Source organism: Micromonospora sp. USAFONa4 (genome assembly GCF_057197825.1).
Window position 1 is genome coordinate 4679908 of record NZ_CM170072.1, and the last position, 19952, is coordinate 4699859.

18 protein-coding genes are annotated in these 19952 nt (G+C 69.8%); 10 read left to right on the plus strand and 8 right to left on the minus strand.

Annotation, left to right across the window (positions count from 1 at the left end; genetic code table 11):
* Positions 1–104 precede the first annotated feature (104 nt).
* The 3 genes from AC0OO9_RS20765 to AC0OO9_RS20775 are packed head-to-tail and all read right to left on the minus strand — an operon-like array spanning position 105 to position 3123.
* On the minus strand, positions 105–632 hold the full coding sequence (locus AC0OO9_RS20765; RefSeq protein WP_484511723.1) for an aromatic-ring-hydroxylating dioxygenase subunit beta: 528 nt from the start codon (positions 630–632) through the stop codon (positions 105–107).
* Positions 629–1960 (minus strand): aromatic ring-hydroxylating oxygenase subunit alpha, encoded by a 1332-nt coding sequence (locus AC0OO9_RS20770; RefSeq protein ID WP_484511725.1) that lies wholly within the window; start codon positions 1958–1960, stop codon positions 629–631. Before AC0OO9_RS20770 ends, AC0OO9_RS20765 begins: the two co-directional genes overlap by 4 nt.
* Positions 1957–3123: a nucleotide disphospho-sugar-binding domain-containing protein gene (locus tag AC0OO9_RS20775; protein ID WP_484511727.1), complete on the minus strand. Its 1167-nt coding sequence runs from the start codon at positions 3121–3123 to the stop codon at positions 1957–1959. The genes AC0OO9_RS20770 and AC0OO9_RS20775 overlap by 4 nt, the downstream gene beginning before the upstream one ends.
* Before the next feature lie 543 nt (positions 3124–3666).
* Here AC0OO9_RS20775 and AC0OO9_RS20780 point away from each other — a divergent pair.
* Both AC0OO9_RS20780 and AC0OO9_RS20785 read left to right on the plus strand, forming a co-directional pair.
* Entirely contained in the window at positions 3667–3900 is a 234-nt protein-coding gene (locus AC0OO9_RS20780; RefSeq protein ID WP_484511729.1) for a transposase, read from the plus strand.
* Entirely contained in the window at positions 3897–4469 is a 573-nt protein-coding gene (locus tag AC0OO9_RS20785) for a restriction endonuclease (RefSeq protein WP_484511731.1), read from the plus strand. The genes AC0OO9_RS20780 and AC0OO9_RS20785 overlap by 4 nt, the downstream gene beginning before the upstream one ends.
* On the opposite strand, the gene AC0OO9_RS20790 is transcribed toward AC0OO9_RS20785, so the two are convergent.
* Complete coding sequence (locus AC0OO9_RS20790) at positions 4446–7991, minus strand: CHAT domain-containing tetratricopeptide repeat protein (protein ID WP_484511733.1); 3546 nt, start codon at positions 7989–7991, stop codon at positions 4446–4448. The two genes, AC0OO9_RS20785 and AC0OO9_RS20790, sit on opposite strands and share 24 nt — an antisense overlap.
* Before the next feature lie 437 nt (positions 7992–8428).
* Here AC0OO9_RS20790 and AC0OO9_RS20795 point away from each other — a divergent pair, with 437 nt between their 5' ends.
* Entirely contained in the window at positions 8429–9169 is a 741-nt protein-coding gene (locus AC0OO9_RS20795; protein WP_484511734.1) for a class I SAM-dependent DNA methyltransferase, read from the plus strand.
* Positions 9170–9343: 174 nt separating this feature from the next.
* On the opposite strand, the gene AC0OO9_RS20800 is transcribed toward AC0OO9_RS20795, so the two are convergent.
* Positions 9344–9913: a CGNR zinc finger domain-containing protein gene (locus AC0OO9_RS20800; protein ID WP_484511735.1), complete on the minus strand. Its 570-nt coding sequence runs from the start codon at positions 9911–9913 to the stop codon at positions 9344–9346.
* A 273-nt stretch (positions 9914–10186) separates the two neighbouring features.
* Here AC0OO9_RS20800 and AC0OO9_RS20805 point away from each other — a divergent pair, with 273 nt between their 5' ends.
* Positions 10187–11233, plus strand: a complete 1047-nt coding sequence (locus AC0OO9_RS20805) for a LacI family DNA-binding transcriptional regulator (RefSeq protein ID WP_484511737.1) — start codon at positions 10187–10189, stop codon at positions 11231–11233.
* On the opposite strand, the gene AC0OO9_RS20810 is transcribed toward AC0OO9_RS20805, so the two are convergent.
* Positions 11142–11657 carry an MFS transporter gene (locus AC0OO9_RS20810; RefSeq protein ID WP_484511739.1) on the minus strand — a complete coding sequence of 172 codons (516 nt, stop codon included), beginning with the start codon at positions 11655–11657 and terminating at the stop codon, positions 11142–11144. The two genes, AC0OO9_RS20805 and AC0OO9_RS20810, sit on opposite strands and share 92 nt — an antisense overlap.
* A 76-nt stretch (positions 11658–11733) precedes the next feature.
* Between AC0OO9_RS20810 and AC0OO9_RS20815 the strand changes: the two genes are divergently transcribed.
* Positions 11734–12042, plus strand: coding sequence for an NIPSNAP family protein (locus AC0OO9_RS20815; RefSeq protein ID WP_421457596.1), 309 nt, complete (start codon positions 11734–11736; stop codon positions 12040–12042).
* Between the two features lie 104 nt (positions 12043–12146).
* Here AC0OO9_RS20815 and AC0OO9_RS20820 read toward each other — a convergent pair whose 3' ends face one another.
* Positions 12147–13412 (minus strand): peptidoglycan DD-metalloendopeptidase family protein, encoded by a 1266-nt coding sequence (locus AC0OO9_RS20820; RefSeq protein ID WP_484511741.1) that lies wholly within the window; start codon positions 13410–13412, stop codon positions 12147–12149.
* A 212-nt stretch (positions 13413–13624) separates the two neighbouring features.
* Between AC0OO9_RS20820 and AC0OO9_RS20825 the strand changes: the two genes are divergently transcribed.
* On the plus strand, positions 13625–14194 hold the full coding sequence (locus AC0OO9_RS20825; RefSeq protein WP_484511743.1) for a kinase: 570 nt from the start codon (positions 13625–13627) through the stop codon (positions 14192–14194).
* Positions 14195–14236: 42 nt separating this feature from the next.
* On the opposite strand, the gene AC0OO9_RS20830 is transcribed toward AC0OO9_RS20825, so the two are convergent.
* Positions 14237–15259 (minus strand): Lrp/AsnC family transcriptional regulator, encoded by a 1023-nt coding sequence (locus tag AC0OO9_RS20830; RefSeq protein WP_484511744.1) that lies wholly within the window; start codon positions 15257–15259, stop codon positions 14237–14239.
* A 132-nt stretch (positions 15260–15391) separates the two neighbouring features.
* Here AC0OO9_RS20830 and AC0OO9_RS20835 point away from each other — a divergent pair, with 132 nt between their 5' ends.
* From AC0OO9_RS20835 to AC0OO9_RS20850, 4 genes are read left to right on the plus strand one after another with little or no spacing between them, the layout of a single operon-like run.
* Positions 15392–16723: an alkaline phosphatase family protein gene (locus tag AC0OO9_RS20835; RefSeq protein WP_484511745.1), complete on the plus strand. Its 1332-nt coding sequence runs from the start codon at positions 15392–15394 to the stop codon at positions 16721–16723.
* A 35-nt stretch (positions 16724–16758) separates the two neighbouring features.
* Positions 16759–18132: an ABC transporter substrate-binding protein gene (locus AC0OO9_RS20840; protein ID WP_484511747.1), complete on the plus strand. Its 1374-nt coding sequence runs from the start codon at positions 16759–16761 to the stop codon at positions 18130–18132.
* Positions 18129–19085, plus strand: a complete 957-nt coding sequence (locus tag AC0OO9_RS20845; protein ID WP_132240876.1) for a carbohydrate ABC transporter permease — start codon at positions 18129–18131, stop codon at positions 19083–19085. The genes AC0OO9_RS20840 and AC0OO9_RS20845 overlap by 4 nt, the downstream gene beginning before the upstream one ends.
* Entirely contained in the window at positions 19082–19942 is an 861-nt protein-coding gene (locus AC0OO9_RS20850) for a carbohydrate ABC transporter permease (RefSeq protein WP_484511749.1), read from the plus strand. The genes AC0OO9_RS20845 and AC0OO9_RS20850 overlap by 4 nt, the downstream gene beginning before the upstream one ends.
* The last annotated feature ends 10 nt before the right edge of the window (positions 19943–19952 follow it).

Below are 19952 nucleotides of genomic sequence, written 5' to 3' on the forward strand. Positions count from 1 at the left end.
TCCCTACGACGCCACGAAGGCGACGAGCAGCGGTACGGCGCAGCCAGAACCAGACCCACGGCTGCGCCAAGGCTGTGTGGGGGGGGCCGTGCCCCTGTCAGGTCTCAGAGGATGACGCTGAGCTTTCCGTGTTCGAAGAGACTCTCGTGGTCGAGCACCACGAGACGTCTCCGGACCCGGAACGACTCGCCCTCGACGGCGAGTTCGAGCCGACATTTTCCGACGTAGGAGTCAGAGCGCCCGTGCCCGAACCGGTACACGACGACATTCGCCGTCACATCGAGGTGCTTGCCCCGATCAGCCAGGATCTCCACGTTGCTGATCATCCGATTCGTCCGCGACCGGGGATTCTCGCACCACACCTCGCCGTTGAGAAGTTGCTCGATCCGCTGGCGCAGCCGGGCGGCGTTGTCGTCGATGAGCCCGAGCGCATCGGTCGACTCGCCCCGGACGTCGGTAGCCGGCACCAGGTAGCGGATGTCGTCGGTCAGCATCTCGTCGTACCACTCGCGCAGGCGCCACTCGTCGAGCAGCCGCGCCTCACGGAAGAGGAACTGGCTCACCCGGTGCCACAGCCGCATCCGGGCCGTCTCGTCGACCGCCGGCTCGGTGTTGATCGTGTCGGTGGTCATCGCCGTTGCGCCCCTTGCCTCTCGGCCCGCTGAGTGACGTGGTGAGCTTCCTCGTGGTCGTCGTCGCCGTCGTGCATCAGCCGGTCCCACTGCCGCCAGAACTCGCGGGCCGGAAGTTCGTCGGTGGTCTCGGGGACATCCTTGGCCATTCCGCGTGACAGGTCGGAGTAGCGGAGCGTGCGATTGAGGTAGCCCCGTTGACAGGACTCGATGATCTCGATGTCGTCGGGGGTGGCGAAGCCGGCGGGACCGAGGAAGGTCAGGTAGTGACTCTTACGCAGTTCCCGGATGTCCGGATCCTCGTCCTTGGGGGCCAGCGCGACTGAGGTTATGGACATCTGGCCGGCGCCGACCGGGTCGATCTTGCGGATGGTGATCCCGATCGCGTCGATGATCATCAGATTCGGGAAGATCATCAACGCCCGATTGGCGCCGGTGATCCGTTGAGCGCGTTCGGCGCCGAACCGTTCGACGAACCGTGCGGCCGTCGCCTCCATCCGTGACCTGACCTCGGGTGGGAACATCGGCGTCCAGTAGGCGAGCGGTCGGGCTGCCGCCGGTACCAGCTCATTGGCGCCATGCCCCCGTCCGAGAGCGCGGGCGAAGCCGCCTCGTCGTCGCGGTGCCATCGTCCCAAGCGACTCGATGTAGCTCACGTAACGCTTGTGCAGGGCGCGGAAGTGGTAGATGTCGACGCTGTTCTCCATCATGAGCTTCCAGTTGGCCCGAGCCCCGTGCAATTGCGCACCTTGGATCACCTCCATTCCCACTTCGGACTGGTCGGCGATCAGATCGAGGTACTCCGTCGCGCCCGCCAGATGCTCGGTCAAGGTGCGTGGCTGCTCAGGATCGAAGGTCGCGAACACGAAACCCCGGTAACTGTCGCTCCGGTGCCGCGACAGGCCGAAGTCGGACTTCCGGAAGCCTGGACCGTACCCGTCCGGGAGCGGAACTCCGACCAGGTCACCCCGGTTGGAGAATGTCCAGTCGTGGTACGGGCACCGGAACGATCTGGCCTGCCCGGCTGACTGCGAGCAGATCAGAGCCCCGCGGTGCGGGCAGCTGTTGGCAAACACCCGAATCACCCCGTCGGAGCCGCGCGCCATGACCACCGGGCGCCCTCCGACGTCACGTGACACGTAGGAGCCCGGCGCGGGCACCTCCGATTCGTGCCCGACGTACAACCAGCAGCGATCGAAGATCTTGGTCATCTCCTGTGCGGCCACGTCGTCGTCCGTATAGGCCCGGCGGTCCACCCGGAATGAGAAACTGTCAAGATCATCGAAGACGATCCGATCGCCCACCGGCCGCTGCAGTTCTATCGTCACTGCTCCCCCTTTCGCGGTAGCTTCTCGCCCATGCTGATGACCAGTTCTGCCGTGCGCGCGGCGGAATCGCCGCACTCGGGCTGCGCCGCGCGCAGCCGCGCCCGGTAGTCCCGGCCGGGATCAAGCAGATTGGTGACAGCGTCAGCGACCGCCTGTTGTGTGACGTCGGCCGGCTCCAATGCCGTCCCGAAGCCCGCGGTTTCTACGAAGTGCGCCTGAATAGGCTGATCCACAGCCAGCGGGATCACCAGCATTGGTGTCGCCGCCCGGACCGACTCCGCCACCGAGTTGTAGCCGCCGTGGGTGATGAACGCATCGGCGCGCTGAAGCACCTCACGTTGTGGCACGTACGGGGCGGTAAGCACGTCAGCGGGCAGCGCGAGTTCCTCAGCGAGATCTCCCACTGAGGCGATCACCTGCGCACCGGTCTTCACCGCCCCCATGATCACCGTGCGGAGGAGGCCGGGCCGCCTGAAGAAGATCGTGCCGAAGGAGACGAACACCAGCGGCCGGCCGGGGTCGATCTCCTCCAGGCCGGGAAAGGCGACCTCGTCGCCGCGCTTTCCTGCCGCACCCGGCAACCCGACCAGCTGCACACCGTCGTCGGTGACCGCTTCATCCCCGACGAGCGAGGGAATCGTCGGCATGAGATTGAGAATCGGCGAACGCGCCGAATGAGTCCGGGTCGACCACAACACTCCGCGCCTGGTCAGGTAGTCGCCAACCTGCTCGTCGTACGGCCAGCGACCTTGCCGACGCTCCCTTGGGCATACTCCGCCCAGGTTTGCCCATATCATCCCGTACGGCACACCGGATGCCTGCGCCCCGGCCATCGCTGCCGCCAGTACCGGCAGCGAATCGAGTAGCGTGAAGTCCGGCGCCGTCGCCCGCAGCGCATCAGCCACCTGGCCCGCCACCGGTGACGACTCGAGCATCGGACCGATCTTTGCCGGGTCGTCGCTCCACGGCGCCATCTGGACCTCCCCGACCATGTGGACCTCCGCCGCGCCCAGGGCCTGGCGACGCTGCTCACCGAGCCCGCCACCGTCCGCAGACAACAGCAGCAGCACAACCTCATTGCCGGCGGCCTGGAGCGCACTGACCACCGGAATGTACGGGTTGAGGTGGCCATGCTGAGTCGTGGTGAGAAAGGCGATGCGCACTAGATCTCCGATTCATGGAAAAACGAACGGGCGAACTCGCGATCTGGGCCTGGATCAACCGCCTCGGCCACGAATACGACACCCGGCCTTCAGAGGAGAGTCGAGACCGCTACGCACGATTGGCAGAACTCCGCCACGCAGTCACGCGGGCACGCGAAAGTGCCCGGCAGGCGAAGGACCCACCGACGACCAGATGCTCTTACAAGGTTTTACGCATCCCTCACGACCATTGTGAGGACGCGGCCCGATCTATGTGTCCTGCTCGAAGCACGCTTACTGCAAGGGGCTCACCGTCTGCGCTGAGGCGACTGCGGAAAGTGTGCCCGAAAGCTTGATCAGTGTCAATGCTCCTAAGTCGTCGGTACGCCCGCGAGCCGCTGGCTTCGACCGGACTCCGCCTCGACCCGGGGCGCGCGGGTCCGGTTCCTCCGCAGCGAAGGCGTGGAGGTCGTGGGCTTACATACCTTCCGGCCGAGTCGCCGGATTTCATGCAATTCTCGTCCCCTCGTAACGTGGAGGCCAGAACTTGAGGGATAGGGGTTCATGGCTGGGACGAGACGCCAGTTTGATCCGGAGGTCCGCGCGGGTGCGGTCGAAATCGTGCGTGAGACCGGGAAGTCGATCGCGCAGGTAGCGCGTGATCTGGGGATCAACAACGGCACCCTGGCCAACTGGGTGCAGCCCGATCGGCCGGTCAGGCTGACTGGGCGGTCGCACCGGTGGGAATCGCCCTGTGCTGACTGCGGTGCGGGCGCAACGGGTAGCGTTCGCGTGTGATCGAGGATGACCACGCCGTGGTGCGATTTCCGCCGGCTGAGATCACCCCGGCGCGGTTCGAGGCCTTCGTCGCCGACGAGCTGCTGCGATCCGCCGGGCCGGAGGTGGACGACCTCGTGGTCACGCTGCACGACAAGCTCACCGGTCTGGATGGCGGCTACGATCTGGATGCGACCGTCCGGTACCGGTTCGCGGGCCTGGCGTTCCTGGTGATCGTCGAGGCGAAGCTGCACCGCAATCCGATCAAGCGCGAGCTCGTCCAGGTGCTCTACCAGAAGGTGCAGAGCGTCGGCGCGCACAAGGGCGTCATGGTTGCCACCGCGCCGTACCAGTCCGGGGCGGTCGCGTTCGCGCGGGCCCATGGGATCGCCCTGGTGACGGTCGTGGAGGGCCGGTTCGTGTTCGTGCACCGCACGCCGGAGACTGGTGTGCACCCGGCTCTCGTGGCCTATGTCGAGTGCGGCACCGGTACCGGCGGGATGGTGCTGTCGGCCGCGGACGAGGACCATGCGGAGTGCGTTGCGACGCTGGTGCTGGGCCGTTCGTCAGGGGCCGATGTGGATGTGTGACGCCCACACCGATGGGTTGTCGGGCCAGCGGTCGCGCATGCGCCGGACGGCGTCGTGCACGGCTGTGGCGATGTCTGCGCCGTCGGCGAGTGCCGCGTAGACGAGTTCGGCGACGTCCACGGCGTGCCGGTCGCCGACCGCCCAGAGCGTGCCGACGACGTGCCGGAAGCCAGCCAGCTGGAACGCTGACGCCAGGTGGATCACCTCGTCGTTCAGTCGGGTGCCGGGCTGTGCGGTGGAGCACGCGGACAGGTATGCCAGTTCGCCGCCGTCGAGCCGCAGCCCGGCCACGTCTACCACGGTGAGCGGCCGGTCGTGGTGGTCGGCGAGGAGGAGCCGGCTGCTCGACGGGTCGTGCAGGTCGGTGTAGCCGTGGCAGGCGAAGTGCGCCCACCGCGCCTCGGTCAGGGCGGCGAGCACGACGTCGCGCGTCGCGGCCGTACCGCTGAGGACATCGACTTTGCCAGGGCAGTACTCTTCGACGATTTCCGCCTCCGTCTCCGCGCCGAACAGGTCGGTGCCGCCGGGGGTGTGTGGCATCGCCACCACGAGTCCCTGAAGATTCCGGGGCTGTTCCGTGCCGGTGCGGCGGGCGTGAGCGAGCGCTCGCAGCGTCGGCGTGGTGGACGCGATCACCCGGTCATGCACCGCCCGTGGCACCGCGTCCGAGGCCGTGCCGTGGTGGCCCGCGGCGTGCAGGGGCAGCAGCGTCAGCGGGCCCGCCGGACACCACCACAGCCGCGGCGGGCGCTGCCCGGCGACCGGCGCCCCGGTGATGCCCAGGTGGTCGAGTACGGGGCCGGCGATGGTGTCCCACAGCCAGCCCAGCGTCCGGGCCAGTTGCTCCTGGCTGCGCGCCCGTCGCCGCGCCGCGTTCGCGTTGATGTCGTCGAGCGCGTGCAGGTACGCGAGGACCTCCGTTAGCAGGCCGTCCGGCGTGAGCTCGGGCAGCGCGACGGCGGTGAGGTTGCCGGCGGCCGGCAGGACGACCGCGTAGGAGCCAAACGCCGACACGGTCACGATCACCGCGTGGCCCTCGTCCGGCCGGAGCTGCTCGATCGTTGGCGGACGCAGGAAGGCGCCGAACTCCGGCAGGTCTCGGATGTCCGCGACGAGCCGGTCGTATGCTGCGGCCGCCGTGCGCAGCGCCACGGCGTCGCCCGCCGGGCCGGGCGAGTCGAGCTCCTGGCTCAGCGCCGTGAACCGCTCGGCCGCCTCGGGGTGGCGTTCGGCGAGCGCGGTGAGGTCGGTGCGGCTGTCGAGCGCCTGGCTCAGCAGTATGCCGCGTCCCTGCTCGAACAGTTCGACGCCGCGGCCGATCGCACCGGCCCGCACACACGACGCGACGGCGTCGGCCACCGTGCCGCCCATGCCGTCGAGCAGGTGTTCGCGGTCGCTGCGGGTGATGTGCCGGGCAACGGTCCGAGCCGTAAGGTCGGCGGCGGTCGCGTACCCCGTCATCGCGTCGGTCCAGCGGCCCTGGGCAGCGGCGAGGCTCGCCTGCAAGGCCGCTGCCGCCGCCCGGAACCGGGTCGGTCCCACCTCCGCGGACGCCGCTTCCCGGGACACGGCGACGGCTTCGTCGAGATCGGCGGGATCGCCGGTCCGGGTCCAGCGCTGGCGCAGCGTCTGGCCTAGGTTCAGCAGGTACGCGGTGTGGTACGGGTGATCGGCCGGCGTCTCGCCGATCGCGGCCCGTACCGCCCGCACTGCCTCGTCGAGGTCGTCCGGCCGGTGGAGGTGCTCGTATCGGCTACGCAGGGCGAGTGACTCGTTCGACAGTGCGGCGGGGCGGCCCGGATGGCCCGGCGGCAGCGCCTGCACCGCCGACCGGCTCGCGTCGATCGCCTCGTCCAGGTCGGCGACGTCCGCGCCCACCGTGAACCGGGTCCGCAACGCGCCGGCGAGATTCGATAGCCGCGTCCCGAGGGCCGTGTGACCGGCCGGCGTCAGCTGGACGGCCGAGCGGCCAGCGTCGATCGCCTCGTCGAGATCCTCGCGTCGGCGCAGCGAGTCGTAGCTGGTCAGCAGGGCGCCGCAGAGGTTGGCCAGCACGGTCGCCCGCTCGGGACTGGCCGCAGGCGCGGCGAGCGCGGCATGGCTTAGCGCGTCCAGAGACGCGGCCAGGTCGGCCTGACCGCCCGTATGCCGGAACCGGGCCAGCAGGGCGGCACCGAGATTGCCCAGGAAAGCCGACCGGTACGGGGTGTGCGGCGGCGCGGTGTCGACGGCAGTCCGCCCCGCCTCGATCGCCTCGTCGAGGTCGGCGCTTCGGCCGGTGCGCTCAGCCAGCGAGCACAGGGTTACGCAAAGCGACGAGAGGCGCGCGACGCGGTTGGGGTCGGCGGCGGGCGTGCCGTCCACGGCCCTGCGGCCGAGTGCGGCGGCCTCCTCGATGTCATCCAGACCACCGGTCACCCGATACCGGCGATTGAGCGCGTTGGCGAGATGCAGCTGGCGCCCGGCAAGCTCCGGATCCCCGGCCGGGGTCGCCGCCACCGCCGCGCGGCCGTAGGCAACGGCGTCCCCGATGTCCTCGCTGTGTCCGAGGTGAACGAACCTGCTCAGGAGGAGATTGGCGAGCCGGGACCGGTGATCGGCCCGCTCGGCGTCATCGACTGCTGCGGCGAGGGCGGCCCGACGCACCTGGATCGCCTCCTCCAGATCCGCTCGATCGCCGGCGTGGTCGAACCGGATTTGCAGCAGATCGCTCAGCTGCTCCGCTGACCCGGTCCGCGCCACCTCGATCATCCGGTCGAGCTCGCTGACCTGGTCGCGGAACCTGGCCCGGGCCCGCAGAGCGAGGTCGAGGTTGGCACGCATTCCGGCGTGCTCCGGATCGTCGGGCCAGCCGGTCACTGCCGCCTGATGCGCCTTGATCGCGGCATCCAGGTCGGCCTCGCTCGCCAGCTGTTCGAACCGTGTCAGCAGGGCGTTGCCCAGGTTGCTCAGATAGGTACCGCGCTCGGCGTCGCCGGGTGCGGTGGCGTTGACGGCCGTCTCGGTGAGGTTGATCGCGAGCTCCAGGTCGTCCAGGTCGCCTGCGCGTTCAAATCGGGTCAGCAGCATGCTGCCCAGGTTGGTCAGGCTGCGCGCATACTCGGGGTGGTCGGGCTCGGTCAGCGCGATGGCGCGGATCAGCAGGGCGACGGCCTGGTTCAGGGTGTTCTCGTCAGGACTGGACAGCGCCCGCCCGTACAGTAGTCGGCCGAGCGACGCCAGCGTCGAGGCCGTGTCCGGCTCGGCCGGCGGATGGCGCTCGAACTGCTCGCGGACCACGTCCGGCACCTCATACCCGCACAGGTACACAGGGGCGAGCAGCTCCAGCGCCACCGTCGCCTTCGGCACCGCATCGGGGTTGGCAGCGGCGGAGACCTGTGCCATCAGCAACAGCCCTGCGGCCTGGGTGACCGGGAGGTCGTCGAGAGGGTCCGGCACCGAGCAGAGTAGGTCGACCAGCTCGCCGATCGCCTCCGGCGCGAGTACCGGCTCCGGGGCACGGGTGGTGAGGTGCCGCTGCACGCGGTCTCGCAGCTGGGCAAGCCGTTGTTCTCTCAAGGTCGAAACCCCGTCCCCAGTGCCAACTCCACATTGATCGCGGTACCTTACCGTTGCCCTGGTATCCACGCAGAGTGCCCTGCGTACGGTGCGACGGTCTTCCAATGGGATCAAGGTTCCGAGCGATCAGACCTCAGCGCCGGTACTCCATCCGAGGGCGTCAGTCTTCGCAGCTGACAGGGCTTCGCTCCGGTAGGCGTCGCTGGGGATGACACGCCGAGCTCATCCGCCCATGCGCCCGCGAAGCCCGACCGCCTTGCCCAACTCGTGAAGCCCAACTCCTCGACCTCGCCATGCGTAACGCCGCCCTTTCCCTGGGTGAAGGACTCGACCAACACCAATCACTTAATCCGCGGGTTCGGCCGGTTGTGGGCCGCGAGGCGCGCGGGTAGACAGATGGGGTGGTCGATCACCAGTACGCCGATCCCGATCTCGCCGAGCTGTACGACGTGTTCTGCTCCTGGGACCAGCGCGACGACCTGGCCTTCTACCTGCCGTGGGTGATGTCGGCGCGTGCCGTGCTCGACGTGGGGTGCGGGACGGGCCTGTTGCTGCACCGGGCGCGTGCGGCCGGGCACCAGGGCCGTCTGTGCGGGCTGGACCCGGGTGCCGGCATGCTGGCGCGGGCCCGCAGCCGTTCCGACGTCGAGTGGGTGTTGGGTGACCTGGGCTCGGTGCACTGGGAGCGGGAGTTCGACCTCGTCGTGATGACCGGCCACGCGTTTCAGGTGTTCGTCACCGACGATGAGCTGCGATCCGCGTTGGCGGCGGTCCGGTCGGCACTGACCGACGACGGGCGGTTCCTGTTCGAGACCCGTAACCCGGCGGCGCGGGCCTGGGAGCGGTGGACGCCGGAGCACGCGGTGGAGGGCGTCGACGCCCGTGGTGCCACCGTCCGGATGGAGTACGACGCCGAGCCGCCGGCCGAGCCCGGCATCGTGGGGTTCACCACGACGTTCTCCAGCCCGCGTTGGCCGGGACCGCGTACCAGCCACAGCGTGCTGAGGTTCCTGGACGTGGCGACGCTGTCGTCGTTTCTGACCGGCGCCGGTCTGGTGGTCGAGGAGCGGTTCGGCGACTGGCAGGGCGGCGCGTTCACCGAGACGAGCCCGGAGATCATCACCGTCGCCCGGCGGGGGTGAACCGGCGCGGGTGGCCGCACGGTGGGCCGTCCGCGCACCCAGGTGACAGCCCAACCGTCCTGCGCCAGCCGCGTCGCCAGGTTGGCGCCGAGCCCCTGGCTCGCGCCGATGACGACCGCATTTCTCATCGCGTACCCCTGCTCGTCATCCGCGCCGGGTGGCTCCGGCCGACGGTCACGGGGACGCCGCCCGGCTCTTCCGGACGGCGTGGGCGCGCCGCATCTTGACGTAGTTGCCGCAACCGGCCATCGAGCACCAACGGCGGGTCTGGTTGCGGGACGCGTCGTAGAAGGCCCACCGGCAGGTGTCCCGGTCACACACCTTGAGCCGGTCCCAGGAGCGCTCCTCCGCGCAGCGGCGGACCGCGTCCATCAGCCCACCCAGGGCACGGTGCAGCGGCTCGTCGTCGACGGAGACGAGTCGGAAGGACCCGCCGGTGAAGACCAGCCGCACGGGGAACCCGGCCAGCGCCTGGTTGAGCCGCTGGTGCGCGACCGGTACGACGTCGACGGGCGGCCCTGCGTGCGCCCGGAGCACCGTGCGCAGGTGCTCGCGGATCGTGGTGATCGTGGCGACGTCGGACGGTGCCAGCCGCGTACCGACTTCGACGAGATCCCGTTCGACCAACCAGTCGCGGAGCCGGTCGGGTGACGTCAGGGTCTCCTCGCCCACCTGGGGTTCGAAGGTGTTGACGAAATCCAGCACCAGCCGGGCGGCGGCGGGCACCCCTGCCTGGTCGCTCACGGCCAACCTCCTGCGATGAAACGGTTGGTGGCCGGTCGTCGCCGGAGCCGGCACCACCACCTGCTCCACCCCTACCGGCCTGCGGACATTGTCGACCAGCCGCGCAGCGGGCACCAGTCGCGTCCCTTGACAGGGTTGGTGGTCCTTGCGAACATCCCAGTTACACCGGCAAAACGGCTTTGGCAGTGTCAGCGAGCGCCTGGTCGGACGCCTGTGGCTGATCCTTTTCCGACCACGGGGTGTCGGCTCCGAGCAGACGACAGCGGAGGAGGCATGGTGGCCGCCACTCTCAAGGACGTGGCACGGCTCGCCAGGGTGTCAGTGAAGTCCGTCTCCAACGTCGTCAACGGCTACCCGTACGTCAGCGACGACCTGCGACAGCGCGTGCAGGACGCTATCGAGCAACTCAACTACCGTCCCAACCTGTTCGCGCGCCACCTCCGTACCGGCTACACCCACCTGCTCGCGCTGGTGGTGCCCGGCGGCGACGCCCCCCGGTTCGACAGCCTCGTCCGCGAGATCGTCAGCAGCGCCTGCCGCTTGGACTACCGCGTGGTCATCGACCACGCCGACGCTGACCACTGCGGCCACCCCTCGCCCGGAGGCACCCACCACGCGCTGGTCGACGGCATCATCCTGGTGGCCGACGACGCCCCGCCGGAACTGGTCAGGAAACAGGCGTCCGGCGCGCCACTCGTGCTGCTCGGCGAGAGCAGCGACCACCGGTGGGACCACATCACCGTCGATCACGCCGGGGCGACCCAGGACGCCACCGAGCACCTCCTGCGCGCGGGCTGCCGACAGATCGCCGCGATCGGCGTCGGTCCGGGCGAGTCCTCCACCCGGGCGCGACGTCGGACGGTCGGCTACCGACGGGCCCTGCGGCGGGCCGGCCTCGCTGAGTCGCCGGGACACCTCCAACCCGCGCTGCTGCACCGCCGTGACCAGGGCTACCGTGCCGCCCGGACGCTGTTGGCGCAGGACCGGCGTCCGGACGGGCTGCTGTGCTTTTCGGACCTGCTGGCGATCGGCGCGATGCGGGCCGTCTTCGACGCGGGCCTGCGCGTCCCGGAAGACGTCGCCGTGGTCGGCATCGGCGACAGCGAGGAGGCGCGGTACGCGCGGCCCGCCCTGAGCACCGTCAGCGTCGATACCACCTTCATCGCCCGCGAGGCCGTCGCCCGGGTCACGAACCGGATCGCCCTGCCCGACGCGGCCCCGACCCGGATCATCGCGCCGCACACGGTGCTGGCCCGGGAGAGCAGCGCGGTGGTGGGTGGGCCGTCCCGGGCGGCACCCGACCGTCCTGCAACGGGGTGAGCAGGCGGCGCAGCGACAGCCCCACGGCCAAGGCCAGCAGGCAACCACCGACGACCATGACCACCCAGGCCGTGGCGTTGCCGGTGCCGATCAGCGGGCCGGCGGTGACCGGGCCGATCACCCCGCTGATGCCGGTGGCCATCGAGTTCATCGCGTTGTAGCGGCCGCGCAACTCGTCGCGGGCGAGAATGTTCGTCAGCATCGGGAGCACCGGGGCGAGCATCGTCTCGCCCAACGCGAAGATCGTCGCGCAGGCCACCACACAGCAGGCCGCGAGGAGGGCGTTGTCCCGGCCCACCAGGCCACCGATGCCAAGCACCAGCCAGGAGATGGCGAACACGAGGCCGACGGCGGCGAGGGCCCGCGAGCGGCTGCGCCCGCTGAGACGGCCGATCACCAGCAGTTGCAGTACGACGATGACCACCGCGCCCCGGTCGGCCTTGACTGGGCGGCACCGGCCGATGTCTGCCTGACGCTTCCGCGCGGCCTATGGTGGCCTGATGATCACTTGCGTGGTGCACTACACCATCGATCCGACCAAGCTGGAGGCGTTCGAGCGCTTCGCCCGCGAGTGGATGCGACTGGTGGCACGGCACGGCGGTGTCCATCACGGCTACTTCCTGCCGGCCGAGGGTGCCAGCGACCGGGCGGAGGCCCTGTTCAGTTTCGACAGCCTGGCCGCCTACGAGCGCTACCGCTCGCGGTTCGGTGAGGATCCGGAGTTTGTCGACGCGGACCGGATCCGCGACGAGTCAGGATGCGTCCTGCGCTACGAGAGGACGTTCATGCGCCCGCTCCTGCCGGACTGAACGCGCCGCGCCTCGCCCGTTCCCGGCGCGGCGCCCTGGCCGGCGGGTCGGCCGGGGCACCCGGTCTGGTGCCTGGGCCGACCCGCCCTGGTGGATCGTCACCCTCACATGACGTGTACGAACGTGGCCCAGCCGTTCCCGATCTTGACGGGGTTGCCGAGGCCGGCTCCGTTGTGGGGGTAGTACCAGAGGTTTCCGTTGGCGTCGACTCCCAGGACGTCGGCGGCGCCGTCGCCGCTCCAGTCGGCGGCCATGACGTGTGTGAAGGTGGCCCAGCCGTAGCCGATTTTGACGGGGTTGCCGAGGCCGGCTCCGCTGTGGGGGTAGTACCAGAGGTTTCCGTTGGCGTCGACTCCCAGGACGTCGGCGGCGCCGTCGCCGCTCCAGTCGGCGGCCATGACGTGTGTGAAGGTGGCCCAGCCGTAGCCGATTTTGACGGGGTTGCCGAGGCCGGCTCCGTTGTGGGGGTAGTACCAGAGGTTTCCGTTGGCGTCGACTCCCAGGACGTCGGCGGCGCCGTCGCCGCTCCAGTCCGCGGCCATCACGTGCCTGAAGGCCGCCCAGCCATTCCCGATCTGCGTGTAGCCGGACAGCTTGTAGCTGTTGTTCGGGTAGTACAACAGCCTTCCTGAGGAATCGACCCCTAGGACGTCGGCGGCGCCGTCGCCGCTCCAGTCGGCGGCCATCACGTGCCTGAAGGCTGCCCAACCGATCCCGATCTTCACCGGGGTGCTGAGACCGGAGAGGTTGTGCGGGTAGTACCAGAAGTCGCCGTTGGCGGCGACCCCCAGGACATCGGCGGCACCGTCACCGCTGAAGTCGGACACCCGTTCGCCATCAGCTCCCGGCAGGCTGGTGGAAAGGCGGTTCTGGCTCACCGGTGCGGTGCCGGTGGGATAGCTGGTGCCGTTCTCCACGGTATTGGGGATCTCGCGGCTGAGCTGAGAGTCGCAGTAGACGACGTTCCAGTGCAGATGTGGACCGGTCACATTTCCGGTGGCGCCGGACGCGCCGATGTGCTGCCCCTGCGCCACCCATTGCCCTCTGTCGACGATGGTGGTGCTGAGGTGGGCGTACTGGGAGCATCGATTGTTGCCGTGGTCGATCAGGGCGATTATGCCTCCGCCGCTGCTCCATCCCTCGAAGCGGACGGTGCCGGCGGCCGAGGCGACGATCGGGGTGCCCTGCGGCATGGCGAAGTCGACGGCGTGTCGGTTGTAGCCGTCGTTGTGGGAGTAGCCGCTCCCGGGGGTCTGGGTGATGGTGTACGCGTGTCCAGCCCGGTAGGGCAGCTTGAACGGTGCGCCACTGGCGGCGAGCGCGGACCCCTGGGGAACCAGGATCCCGAGCGCGGCGACAAGCACAGCCATGCTGACTGCGATATTCCGACGCAAATGAGCCTCCATGTACCTGTGTGGAGTATCGACCGTGCAGCTGTACGCCCGTGAGCCATGGACCTTCGGGCGCGATCTGGCCCAGAGGGTGTCCCAACGAGGCCGAGACTGTCAAGATCGCCGATGGCTCTGTGCGCCGTCGCCGCCTTGGCCTGACCATAAGCAACGACTGACCGCGAGGGGGCACGATGGATGCCGACGCCATCCCGACCGGCAGCGCGGACACGATCCTCGTCTGCATCCGGGGCAACTCCGGCTCGGGCAAGAGCAGCATCGCCCGGGAGCTGCGGCGTCGGCACGGCCGGGGCTGTGCGCTTGTCGAACAGGACTACCTGCGCCGCATCGTGTTGCGGGAGCGTGACAAGCCCGGCGGCGCGGCGCCGGCGTTGATCGAACAGACCGTACGGTTCGCGCTCGACCACGGTTACCACGTCGTGCTGGAGGGCATCCTGCACACCGTCCGCCACCGGGCCGTCCTGACGGCGCTCCGGGACGGCCATCGGGGGCGGTCGCTCTTCGTCTACCTCGACGTGTCCCTGCCCGAGACCCTGCGCCGGCACCTGACGCGCCCGCAGGCCGGTGAGTTCACCGCCGCGCAGATGAGTGGCTGGTACGCCGCCCACGACGTCCTCGGCTGGCCCGACGAACTAGTCCTCCCGGAGTCCACCACGCTGGAGGACGCCGTCCAGGTCGTCGCCGCAGCCGCCGGGCTGCCCCAGACCGGGGGCGACGCCGACGTGCTCCCGATCGTTCCGTAGCCCACGCGAGGCGTTCCCGCTGCCTGCGGTCGAGCAGGTCGGTCATCTGGGTGGGGCGGCCACACTGCGACGGTTCGTCTCGCCTGCGGGGGGCGCGGGCGGCAGGATCATGCCCGCCCGCTTGACGGAACGCAGGGCGACGGCCACGTCCGCGTGCTGGAGGCCGGGGAGTTGGCCGATGGTGCCGGAGAGGAACTCGTAGAGGGCGGCGTCGCTCTCCAGCGCGATCTCGCCGCACAGGTTCCGGTCGCCGGTCGTCGCGGAGATCATGAGTACGGCGGGGTGCGCGGCGAGCAGTTCGCCGGCCTGTCCGAGCTGCGTGGGGTTGACGCTGAGGGTCACGAAGGCGTTCACCGTGAGCCCGACGAGGCTGGGCTCGACGACGGTCCGCATGCGCAGGAATCCCGCCGCCATCATCGCCTCGGCCCGCCGCCGTACGGTGGCGGGGCTCGCGCCGCACCGCTCGGCGAGCTGCTGCCAGCCCTGGCGGCCGTCCGTGGCGAGGCTGGCGATGATCAGCTCATCGAGTCGGCTGAGCCGGGACGGCGCCTCGACGGGTGTCTGTTCGTTCCAGTGGTCCGTCCGCTGCGCCCGTAGCTCGTCGACGACCTCGGCCGGCAGCAGGCTCGGGCTCCAGTTGTGTGGCGTGCAGAACCTCCGGATGACCTGGTTGCTCCATATCGCCAGGACACCGTCCAGGCCGGGCAGTTGCTCGAACATGAGCTGGAGCAGGTGCTCGTTGGAGGTGTAGGAGACCTCGGCCACGCAGTCGACGCTGCCCGTGAGCAGCTTGACGGAGCCGCACTCCTGCCACCGGGCCAGGTGTTCGGCGGAGCGGCCGGCGGCGTCCGGGCGGCAGCGCAGCCGCACGAACAGCGATCGCGCCCGGCGGGTCGCCTCGCCGTCCATGACCCCGATGATCCGCACCGCACCGCTGCGCAGGAGTCGCGGGACCCGGCGGGAGACGGTGGCCTCCGAGGTGAACACCGCCTCGCCGATCTGCGCGTGGGTGGCCCGCGGGTGGGCGAGCAGAGCGCCGACGATCTGGCGGTCGAGTTCGTCCAAGGATCGACCATTCCCGTCAGCCGATAGGTTCTGCATGCGCGTATCTTGCATCTCACACGGGCATCTTGACAATCTCCCTCGTGTCTCCGGCAGACTCTCGCCCACGGGTCCGACGGTTCGAGGAGGCAGAGAGTGGCGCATCCGATCAGGCGTTCCAGCTCGGTCAGGGCCGGCGCGGCCGGCGCGGTCGTGCTGCTCGCGGCGGCCGTACTGCCGGCGACCCCGGCGGTGTCGGCACCGGCGGCGGGCGGCGCGCGGCCCGCGCAGCACGTGATCATGTTCGACTTCGACGGGTTCGACCCGCGCTTCCTCACGGGGCGCTACGCAGGCCTGGCCGAGCTGCCGAACATCCGGGCGCTCATCGGGGAGGGCACCTTCGGCGTGGCCGACGGGTCGTACTCGTCGTACTCCAACTCGTCGCGGACGACCACCGCGACGGGCGCGTACCCGGCCGTGCACCGCAACACCGGCTACTACTACAACCAGGAGACCGACCGCGGCGTCTCCCAGGAGCGCTACATCGAGCCCGGCGTGGAGACGATCGCCCACTCGCTGAAGCGGCAGGACCGCACGGCCGCCTACCTCCAGTGGTACGCGGTGCAGAACTACGGCGCCACGTACGGCGACCCCGCCGCGCTGTACACCCAGCCGGGCGGCAACTGCGAGACCCGCGCCGACCAGGCGATCGCGCTGCTGCGCGGCGAACCGGTCAACTCCGGCGGCACCATGGTCGACCCCGCCGCGATCCCGGACCTGATCACCGTCTACTGCGACGACGTCGACGGCGTACTGCACGACGGCGGGTTCTCCGACCCCGACCTGCCCGCCGCCCTGGCCCGCGTGGACGCCCAGATCGGGCGGGTCCGCGAGGCCGCCCGCGAGGCCGGCGTCCTGGACCGGACGGCGTTCGTCGTCACGGCCGACCACGGCGCCCGGGAGTGGACCGTCCCGCTGCTGCCCGAGGTGCTCGACCGGCTCTCCGCGACCGGCCTCAAGGTCCAGGTCGTCGCCAGCTCGGGCGGTGTACCGGATCCGGCCAGCGAGATCGTCGTCGTGCCCGCCCCGCGTACCGCCGACATCACCCTGCGGGGCCGGGCGGACACCCCGGAGAACGCCCGCCGCATCGCCGGGATCATCCGGGGCATCCCGGGCATCGCGGCCGTCCGCGACCAGCAGGACCTGCGCCGGTTGAAGGCCAGCGACAAGCTCGGCGACCTCGTGGTGGAGCCGGTCGAGCCGTACCACCTCTCCACGCTCGCCGACGGCGCCCCCCGCGCCTCGCACGGCGCCCTGCCGGAGGCGCAGGTCCCGATGGTGCTCTCCGGCGCCGGGATCCGCCGCGGCGTCCCGCTGCGCAACGTCGGCCTGGTCGACGTGGCCGCCACCATCAGCGCCCTGCTCGGCGTGCGCCCGCCGGCGAACTCCCAGGGGCACGTCATGCGCGGGGCCGTCGAGCGGTCCTGACCGTCGTCACCAAGCAGATCGAGGAGAGACAGCACATGGTCCACCTGACGAAGCGCCGGTGGGCGGCGGCTCTGGCCGCCGCGACCGCGCTCACCATGCTCGCCGCCTGCGGCGGGTCCGAGTCGGAGGCGGAGAAGGCCAAGGAGATCACCTTCTGGACGCCGCAGACGACCCCGCAGCGGGTCGCGGCGCAGGAGAAGGTCGCGGCCCGGTTCACCGAGAAGACCGGCATCGCCGTAAAGGTCGTGCCGCTCAGCGAGGCCGACCAGAAGCAGGCCCTGGCGACGGGCGCCGCCTCCGGGGACGTGCCCGACGTGATGCTGCACAGCTCCACGACCACGGCCGCCTGGCGTTCCCAGGGACTGCTGAACACCGGCGCCGCCGAGGAGGTCGTCAAGGACCTCGGGGCCGAGACGTTCAACGCCAACGCCCTGAAGGCGTTCAGCCTGGACGACAAGGTCGGCGCCGTGCCGAGCGACGGCTGGGTGCACCTGCTGGTGTACCGCAAGGACCTCCTCCAGGCGGCGAACGTCGCGGTGCCGACCAACCTCGAGGAGGTGGCGAAGGCCGCCACCACGATGAAGGCGACCGGGGTGTCCGGCATCGCCCTGGGCACCCAGTCCGGCACCGCCTCGGGGACCGAGGCCATCTACTCGATGTTCCAGAGCGCCGGCTGCCAGCTCGTGCAGGACGGCAAGGTCACCATCGACTCGCCGGAGTGCACCCGGGCGGCCGAGCAGTTCAAGGTCCTGCGCGACTCCAGCGCGCAGGGCGACTTCGACGTGACGAGCGCGCGGGCGGCCTACCTCGCCGGCAAGTCCTCGATGCTGCTCTTCTCGACCCACATCCTCGACGAGCTGGCCGGCCTCGACTCGGCGAACCCGCCGACCTGCGCGCAGTGCAAGGCCGACCCGGCGTTCCTGTCGAAGAACTCCGGATTCATCACCGTGCTCGACCGCAACCACCCTGCGCAGTACGGCGCGACCCTCGGCTACGGCATCCCCGAGGGCGCCAACACCGCCGGGGCGAAGGAGTTCATCAAGTTCATGCTGGAGGACGGCTACTCGGACACGCTCGCCTCGGCGACCGAGGGTCGGATCCCGCTGCGCAACGGCACCAAGGCCGAGCCGAACGCGTACCTCGACGCGTGGGGCAAGCTGGGCATCGGCCCGGAGGCCAAGAGCTCCGTCGCCGAGCTGTACGGGCCGGAGATGGTCACCCAGATCCGCGAGGGCGTCAACGCCGTGAGCCTGTGGGGCATGGGCACGAAGGACTCGCCGCTGGCCGGCGCGGTCACCGCCGAGAACGTGCTCGCGCAGTTCCTCGAGCGGCTCTACGGCGGGCAGTCGCCGGCCGACATCACGAAGGCGATGGCCGAAGAGGTCAAGAAGGTCCAGGCCGAACTGTGAGCACGCCGACCGTGCGGTCCTCCCGCTGGGAGCGGCTCAGCCGTTCCCAGCGGGAGAACCTCAACGGCCAGCTCCTCACCGGCCCGACGCTGCTCCTGCTCGCGCTGGTCGTCCTGCTCCCGTTCGTCCTGGTCGTCATCTTCGGGTTCTCCGACACGCGGCTGATCGACATCCCCCGGCTGTCGCCGTCCACCATCGAGTGGACCTTCGAGAACATCGCCGACGCCTGGCGGTCGGACGCGTTCTGGGGCGCGCTCTGGACCACCGTCGCCTACGCGACCCTGACCACGCTCGGGTCCATCGGCGTCGGAACGGCCCTCGCCCTCGCCCTGCGCCGCCCCTTCCGGGGGCGCGGGCTCGTCCGCGCGCTGCTGCTGATCCCGTACGTGCTGCCGGTCATCGCGGCGGCGATGATCTGGCGCACGATGCTCAACCCGCAGTACGGCATCGTCAACGCGATCGGCATGGAGTACCTCGGCTGGCAGAGCCCGATCGGCTTCCTCAGCACCACCTCGACCGACGTGGCGGGTCTGCCCGTACCTGTGTCGCTGCTCGTCGTCGTCGCCTTCGAGATCTGGAAGTCGTTCCCGCTGGCCTTCCTGTTCGTCATGGCGCGCCTGCAGAACGTGCCCGGCGGGATCGAGGAGGCCGCGGCCCTGGACGGGGCGTCCCGGTGGCAGAACCTGCGCCACATCATCCTTCCCCAGCTACGCGGGGTGCTCCTGCTGTTGCTGCTGATGCGGTTCATCTGGTCGTTCCAGAACTTCAACGACGTCTACCTGCTGACCGAGGGCGCCGGCGGCACCCAGGTCATGGCGATCAAGGTCTACACCGAGCTGGTCACCCGGTCCGACATCGGCAGCGCGGCGGCGTACGGACTGCTGATGTCGCTGATCCTCTGCGTGCTGCTGGCCGGCTACGTCCTGCTCTCCCGGCGGAAGGAGGCGTTGTGAGTTCGGCGATGCGGCCCTCGCGCCCGGTCAACGTCCTGCGGTGGACGCTCATCACCGTCGCGCTCTTCTGCGCCGTGGGACCCGTGCTCTACGGGGTGCTGCTCTCGCTGCGCCCGTTCTCGGCGGTGCTGCTGGAACCCCTCGACGTCGTCCCCGGCCTCGGTGAGATCGACCTGTCCAGCTACGTCACGGCGATGAAGGACGAGTCGGCGGGCGGCTTCGGGCTCGGCCGGTTCGTGGTCAACTCCCTGCTGGTCGCCCTCGCCACCGTCGCGGTGTCGATCGTCGCGTGCATCTTCGGGGCGTACGCCGTGGCCCGCCTGCGCTACCGGGGCCGGCGCTTCACGAGCGGCATCATCCTCGCCGTCTACCTATTCCCGGGCATCGTGCTCGCGGTGCCGAAGTTCGTCATCCTGAGCCGGTTGGGGCTGACCAGGTCGCTCGTGGGGCTGCTCGTCATCTACGTCGCCGCCACCGTCCCGGTCGCGCTCTACATGATGCGCAACTACTTCCTCGCCCTGCCGGAGAGCGTCGAGGAGGCGGCGCTGCTCGACGGCTGCTCGCTGCCGACGATGCTGCGCAGGGTCGTGCTGCCGATCGCGCTGCCCGGCGTCGTGGCGACCGCCATCTACGTCTTCATGATCGCCTGGAACGAGTACTTCTACGCGCTGCTCTTCCTCGTGCAGGACCGGTCCCGGTGGACGGCTCCGCTCGGCCTCGCCCAGCTCACCGACTTCCAGGTGCCCGTGACCGTGCTCCTGGCCGGCTCCATCGCGGTGACCGTACCGGTCATCGTCATCTTCTTCCTCGCCCAGCGCTACATCGTCACCGGACTGACCTCCGGGGCGGACAAGTGAACACCGAAAG

What these genes read in the sequence shown, in the direction of transcription:
- AC0OO9_RS20805 (WP_484511737.1), top strand. Translation starts at nt 10,187, where the DNA reads ATGGTGGCCGCCACTCTCAAGGACGTGGCACGGCTCGCCAGGGTGTCA.
- AC0OO9_RS20780 (WP_484511729.1), top strand. Translation starts at nt 3,667, where the DNA reads ATGGCTGGGACGAGACGCCAGTTTGATCCGGAGGTCCGCGCGGGTGCG.
- AC0OO9_RS20815 (WP_421457596.1), top strand. Translation starts at nt 11,734, where the DNA reads ATGATCACTTGCGTGGTGCACTACACCATCGATCCGACCAAGCTGGAG.
- AC0OO9_RS20825 (WP_484511743.1), top strand. Translation starts at nt 13,625, where the DNA reads ATGGATGCCGACGCCATCCCGACCGGCAGCGCGGACACGATCCTCGTC.
- AC0OO9_RS20820 (WP_484511741.1), bottom strand. Translation starts at nt 13,412, where the DNA reads ATGGCTGTGCTTGTCGCCGCGCTCGGGATCCTGGTTCCCCAGGGGTCC.
- AC0OO9_RS20765 (WP_484511723.1), bottom strand. Translation starts at nt 632, where the DNA reads ATGACCACCGACACGATCAACACCGAGCCGGCGGTCGACGAGACGGCC.
- AC0OO9_RS20840 (WP_484511747.1), top strand. Translation starts at nt 16,759, where the DNA reads ATGGTCCACCTGACGAAGCGCCGGTGGGCGGCGGCTCTGGCCGCCGCG.